This window comes from Vibrio sp. OPT46 (assembly GCF_015163535.1).
GTDB classification, from domain to species: Bacteria; Pseudomonadota; Gammaproteobacteria; order Enterobacterales; family Vibrionaceae; genus Vibrio; species Vibrio alginolyticus.
Map to the genome: position 1 here is coordinate 1 of NZ_JADDYG010000384.1, position 6094 is coordinate 6094.

Genomic DNA, 6094 nt, shown 5'->3' on the forward strand with positions numbered 1-6094 from the left:
TCAGAACCAGCTTCAACGATATGCGCAAGTTCATTGTCATACGCTTCTACAAAGGCAAATTTGCTAGAAAACTGCGCGGCAACCTCTCGTAACTGAGCGGCAAGAACAGGGTCTCCGGTCCCAACGACAACTAGCTGAACATCGTGCTTCAAAAAATCGGCCAAAGCAGGCAACAAGTAATGAACGCCTTTCTGCTGGGTCAACCGACAAACCATACCGAACATAGCTACATTTTTTTCGGGCAAATTTAGTCGTTGTTGTAATGCTTTTTTACAAGCTTTCTTCCCTTGCGACATACTTTGCTGGTCGGCGCAGTAATTAACCGGCAAGTAGGTATCAGTTTCCGGATTCCAAGCGCTGTAATCACAACCATTCAAGATGCCGACTAAGTCCTGCGCACGTTGCTGAAACTCCCAAGCCATGCCGTGACTGCCAAGCTCTGTTTTTAGTTCCTCTGCGTACGTAGGGCTAACCGCGTTTATCTTATCTGCATTCATTACACCAGCTTTAAGCATCGTAATATGCGTTGCACTCACCGCAGCATCGGGAACGTTTCTACAATGAAACTCTGGCAAACACTGCACGTCTTCATAACTAAATACGCCTTTAAAGACCGCATTGTGAATTGAAATGACGCTTTTAGTATGAGCAAAAAACGGATCATTGCCATACCTGTGCTTGAGCAAAAATGGAACAAGACCTGTGTGCCAATCGTTCGCGTGTATGATATTAGGTTGAAAGGCGAGCTTGGGTAACATATCGAGACATGCTGCACTAAAAAACGCAAAGCGCTCGCCGTTATCAGTATACGCTTGGTTGTTCTCCGCATACATTGATGGTCGATTGAAATACGGCGGACAATCAATCAGGTAAATAGGATTTTGACCTAACATGAGCCGCAAAACTCGATACTCCGTATGCGGCCATGATGTTAATTCTGTTTCTAATACAACTTCTGCGTCTGCGAGTTTATCAATACTACTGTACGCAGGGATGGTAATTCTTACGTCTTGCTGTAGGTTTTGAAGGGCTTCCGGTAGTGCCTTGGCAACATCTGCCAAGCCACCACTTTTAATGAGGCCTTCAACCTCAGAAGCTACAAACAGAATAGATAAGTTGTTAGTAGCCAACTCGAGCTCCTTTCGGAATAACAACAATGCCCTCCTCAGACACGTGGAAGTGTTTTTTATCTTCTTGAAGATTCACACCAATCTGAGTACCAGGAGCAATATCGGCATCCTTGTCGACAATCACACGACGTAAAACACAGCCTTCGCCAATTTTTACGTCACCAAGAAGTATACATTCGCTGATATCGCAAGCAGAAGCAATATTACTGCGAAAACCAAGCACCGACTTTTCGATTCTTGAGCCTCTAACATAGCTGCCATTACACACTAAACTATCGATTATCTGCACACGACCATTATCAGAGTCGGTAAATGTCGCAGGTGGTAATGGTGGGTAGTAGGTGTGCAATGGCCATTTACGGTTGTACAGCGAAAATGGTGCATCTTTTTCTAGCAGATCCATATGCGCTTGCCAGTACGCATCAATAGTTCCGACATCACGCCAGTACACCTCTTCTTTTTCGCCACTGATTTTGTTGGTACTGAAGTCATACACGAACACATCACCTCTAGGGAACATCTTTGGAATGATGTCCTTTCCAAAATCATGTGATGAAGCTTCATTATCCGCATCTTCGACCAACTCTGAGAACAGTACCTGAGCTTCAAAAACATAGTTACCCATTGAAACTAAAGCGTAATCAGGATCACCAGGAATCGACTTCGGATTTGCTGGTTTTTCTTCAAAGCCAATCATACGACCTTCACTATCGACTTCGATAACCCCGAATTGCGACGCCTCTTTTAGTGGCATGCGCAATGCAGATACCGTCAGAGAAGCCTTCTTTTCTGAGTGGAAGTTCAGCATTTGTTTGATATCCATCTTATAGATATGGTCAGAGCCAAAAATACAAACTTGCTCTGGTTCCTCTAATTCCATAAAACGCAGGTTTTGATAGATCGCGTCCGCCGTCCCTTCGTACCAACGTTTACCAGTACGCATTTGAGCGGGAATAGGATCGATAAAGCGGTCTGTAATGCCGTTGATGTTCCACCCCTTTTTTAAGTGATGGAATAAAGATTGAGATTTAAATTGGGTTAGGACGTAAATGCGCATCAGATCCGCATTAACAAAATTGTTTAGAGCAAAATCGATCAATCGATAACTACCACCAAACGGTACCGAAGGTTTACTGCGAGATTCCGTTAAAGGTCTCAAACGAGAGCCTTCACCGCCAGCAAGAATCATTCCCAAAACACCAGCCATTTGTTGTTCTCCATATCGTTATAGCTTGGATTTGGTACTCGCTTGAATGAGTCATACTCGGGGAGTCAAGCGAATACATTTAGCAACCGTCTCTGAGTTTCTGTGAACTCTTACAACACGGATAAAAAAGCTACGGCACTTCCAGTATGCAACGTCCACTCTTTCCTTATTTTTTGACGCAAACAATGTACACAGTTGCACTAATTTTTGTAATAAATTATCTAAGCGGGTTCTAAATTACAATTTTTAATACGCCATTCTGTGTACCATACAGCTCTTGCGTACTCAAGACGATATCTAGATCACACATGGAAAAGCAAACGATTACATTGTGAAAACAATTTACAAACGGATTCACTACACCGCCGATTTTTTAGCCCAATGTATAACAAATATGTGAATGCAAAATGAAAGTTACAACGAATATTTTTTACATAAAAAATACATCAGCGACTACGAAATATTGATACTGGGATCTTCTCGCGTCAGCAAAACTCAGTCAAAGCAGCAAAGATCTATACGAACAACACAGTGGCCTTTACGCAAAAACAAAACGCAAAAAAGGCAGCGATATCGCTGCCTTTTTACATTACTTAGATCGTACGTTTTTATGCTTTCGCTTTTTTACGCTTATCAGTGACTTCCCACTTACCGTCAACAAAGAGCGCTGTCCAACCAGATGGTTTGCCATTCTCTTCCGAACGAACGTAGTTCTCTTTTGTTTTGCGACTAAAGCGTACGACTGCAGGACGACCATCAGGATCTTCTTGCGGTGCGGTCGCTAGGTATTTGAACTTCTCAGGTAAACGCTCTTCAAAACGTGCCAGTTCAGCAACCAAAGGAGCACGTGTCTCGCGCGATTTCGGGAAGTTGCTTGCCGCCATAAATAGACCTGAAGCACCATCACGAAGTACGAAATACGCATCTGAGTTTTCACATGGCAACTCGGGGAAATGAACAGGATCTTCTTTCGGGGGCGCGACTTCGCCATTCTTCAAGATCTTACGAGTGTTCTTGCACGTTTCGCTCGTACAATCCATGTATTTACCAAAGCGACCGTTCTTAAGCACCATATCAGAGCCACATTTGTCACATTCAACAACTGGACCATCGTAGCCTTTTACTTTGAACTCGCCGTATTCAACAAGGTAGCCTTCACAGTTCGGGTTATTACCACAAACATGCATCTTACGCTTGTCATCAATCAGGTATGCGTCCATCGCTGTTTCACAGATCGGACAACGCTTTTTAGCACGAAGAGCTGCGGTTTCAACGTCTTCTTCTAGAACGTTAATAATACCTTCTTCGTCACCCAAGTTGATGGTTGTCTTACAACGCTCTTTTGGTGGTAACGCGTAACCTGAACAGCCTAAGAACACACCTGTCGAAGCAGTACGGATGCCCATTGGACGGCTACACGTCGGACACTCGATATCCGTCATGACGATGTGATTTAACTTCATACCGCCTTCTGACTCATCCAGCTCCGCTTTTTCAAGATCGCCAGTAAAATCAGCAAAGAAGTTGTCTAACACAGCTTTCCAGTTCACTTCACCTTCAGCGATTTGGTCCAATTTCTGTTCCATACGCGCAGTAAAGTCGTAGTTCATCAAATCGTTAAAGCTGTCATCAAGGCGGTCAGTAACAATTTCACCCATTTTTTCAGCGTAGAAACGGCGCTGATCAACTTTCACGTAGCCACGATCTTGAATCGTAGAAATGATCGATGCGTAAGTCGACGGACGACCAATGCCTCGTTTCTCCAGCTCTTTAACCAGTGCTGCTTCAGTGTAGCGCGCAGGTGGCTTTGTAAAGTGCTGTTTAGGGTCAAGTGACTCTAAGCTTAGCTTATCGCCAAGTTGTACCGCTGGAAGGATTGTATCCTCGTTTTTGCCCATTGGACGCTGTACACGAGTCCAGCCGTCAAATTTAAGGATACGGCCTTTCGCTTTAAGCGTGTATTCTGCCGCTTTTACGCTGATGGTTGTTGAATCGTATTCTGCTGGCGTCATTTGACACGCTACAAACTGATTCCAAATCAAAGCGTAAAGTTTGTGCGCATCAGCATCGACACCTTGCAGGTCTTCCGCCTTAACACCCACATTTGAAGGACGGATCGCTTCGTGCGCTTCCTGTGCCCCTTCTTTGCTACCGTACGTCAATGGTTTCGCTGGCAGGTACTTATCACCAAACTCAGAACCAATAAAGTCACGTACAGCGTCCACAGCCTCGGCACTTAGGTTAGTCGAGTCAGTACGCATATAAGTGATGTAACCGGCCTCATAGAGGCGCTGAGCTAGCATCATGGTCTTTTTCACGCCGTAGCCCAGGCGTGTACTCGCTGCCTGTTGAAGCGTAGAGGTGATGTAAGGTGCTGAAGGCTTGCTCTTTGTAGGGCGGTCTTCACGCTTACATACTTCGTAACTTGCATTCTCAAGTACAGACATCGCTGCTTTGGTTTCTGCCTCATTAACTGGCTTAAACGCAGAACCGTCTTTCTGCGCAACAAGCAGTTTAAAGTCCGCTTTGTCTTTCGTTTTCGTATTCGCATGAATGTCCCAGAATTCTTCTGGTACAAACGCGTTAATCTCACGCTCACGCTCAACTAACAATTTCACCGCAACAGACTGCACTCGACCAGCAGATAAGCCACGAGCCACTTTTTTCCAAAGTAAAGGTGAAACCATAAAACCAACGACACGGTCCATGAAGCGACGTGCTTGTTGGGCATTTACACCATCCATGTTCAGCTCGCCAGGTGTCTGGAAAGCTTGTTGGATCGCGTTTTTCGTAATTTCGTTAAAAACTACACGTTTGTATCGCTCTTCATCGCCACCGATGATCTCACGAAGGTGCCATGCGATTGCTTCCCCTTCGCGGTCCAAATCGGTTGCGAGATAAACGCAATCTGCGTCTTTGGCGAGTTTTTGTAGTTCGTTGACAACTTTTTCTTTGCCTGGAAGGATTTGGTAATTCGCTTCCCAGTCATGATATGGGTTAATCCCCATTTTTTTGATCAACGCTTTGCGGTCTTTCTCTTTTTTAACGCGCGCTTTCTCTTCCGGACTCATCCCTTTAGTTGAGATGGCTGCGGCTTTTTTCTCACCAGTGCTTTGACCGGCCGTAGGCAGATCACGCACATGACCAACACTAGACTTAACAATAAAGTCTTTACCAAGGTACTTATTTATCGTCTTTGCCTTGGCTGGTGACTCCACTATAACGAGTGATTTACCCATAACTGACTCTAACGTCCTTCATAATAATGCGGGTAGAAACCTTGTTTAAAGGCCACCCGCATAATGTTCTATTTCATTGCTTCTTTTTTTACTATTGTGCGAGATGAAAAGAAGATCAACTGCTTTTTTGAAATTCAGATCCGATTGGTTGACAATTCATCGTCTTTATACTTCAAAGAGACAGGGTTCTGAAAGGTATTGAGCGGCATATCTAAACAGGCAAACTTAGCATCCGCTAATCCAATGCAATAAATTTTGTTACCCATCACAAAATAGTTTGGTTCAATGTTCTGCCATCTTCCTCCGCATCATGCTTATACTCTAAAAATTGATCTGTTTAGTCTTACTGAACGATTGACTGAATTAATCATGCAAACCCATTTTAGTTGTAGGTATACTCAGCGCTCTTAACTGAATAGAATGGTAGAAAGAATATGTCTGATAGAACGTTTATCGAAGAGTTCGACCTTCTTTTGATCGCTAACCAAATCATCCAAGAGCACGATGATTACATCGAG

Annotated in this window: 4 protein-coding genes; 1 reads left to right on the forward strand and 3 read right to left on the reverse strand. The window is 44.1% G+C overall.

The annotated features are described in order from the left end of the window. From IQR33_RS17740 to topA, 3 genes are all read right to left on the reverse strand, one after another. The coding region (locus IQR33_RS17740; protein WP_193843896.1) for a glycogen synthase at positions 1 to 1130 on the reverse strand (1130 nt) is incomplete at its 3' end. Further along, on the reverse strand, positions 1120 to 2337 hold the full coding sequence (gene glgC, locus IQR33_RS17745) for a glucose-1-phosphate adenylyltransferase (RefSeq protein WP_005378352.1): 1218 nt from the start codon (positions 2335 to 2337) through the stop codon (positions 1120 to 1122). The genes IQR33_RS17740 and glgC, both read right to left, overlap by 11 nt. Before the next feature lie 608 nt (positions 2338 to 2945). Further along, a complete protein-coding gene (topA, locus tag IQR33_RS17750; protein WP_005378351.1) occupies positions 2946 to 5576 on the reverse strand; it encodes a type I DNA topoisomerase in 2631 nt (876 codons plus the stop codon). Between the two features lie 434 nt (positions 5577 to 6010). Here topA and IQR33_RS33420 point away from each other — a divergent pair. Beyond that, a partial coding sequence (locus IQR33_RS33420; RefSeq protein ID WP_228013968.1) for a DUF2498 family protein occupies positions 6011 to 6094 on the forward strand: 84 nt, incomplete at its 3' end.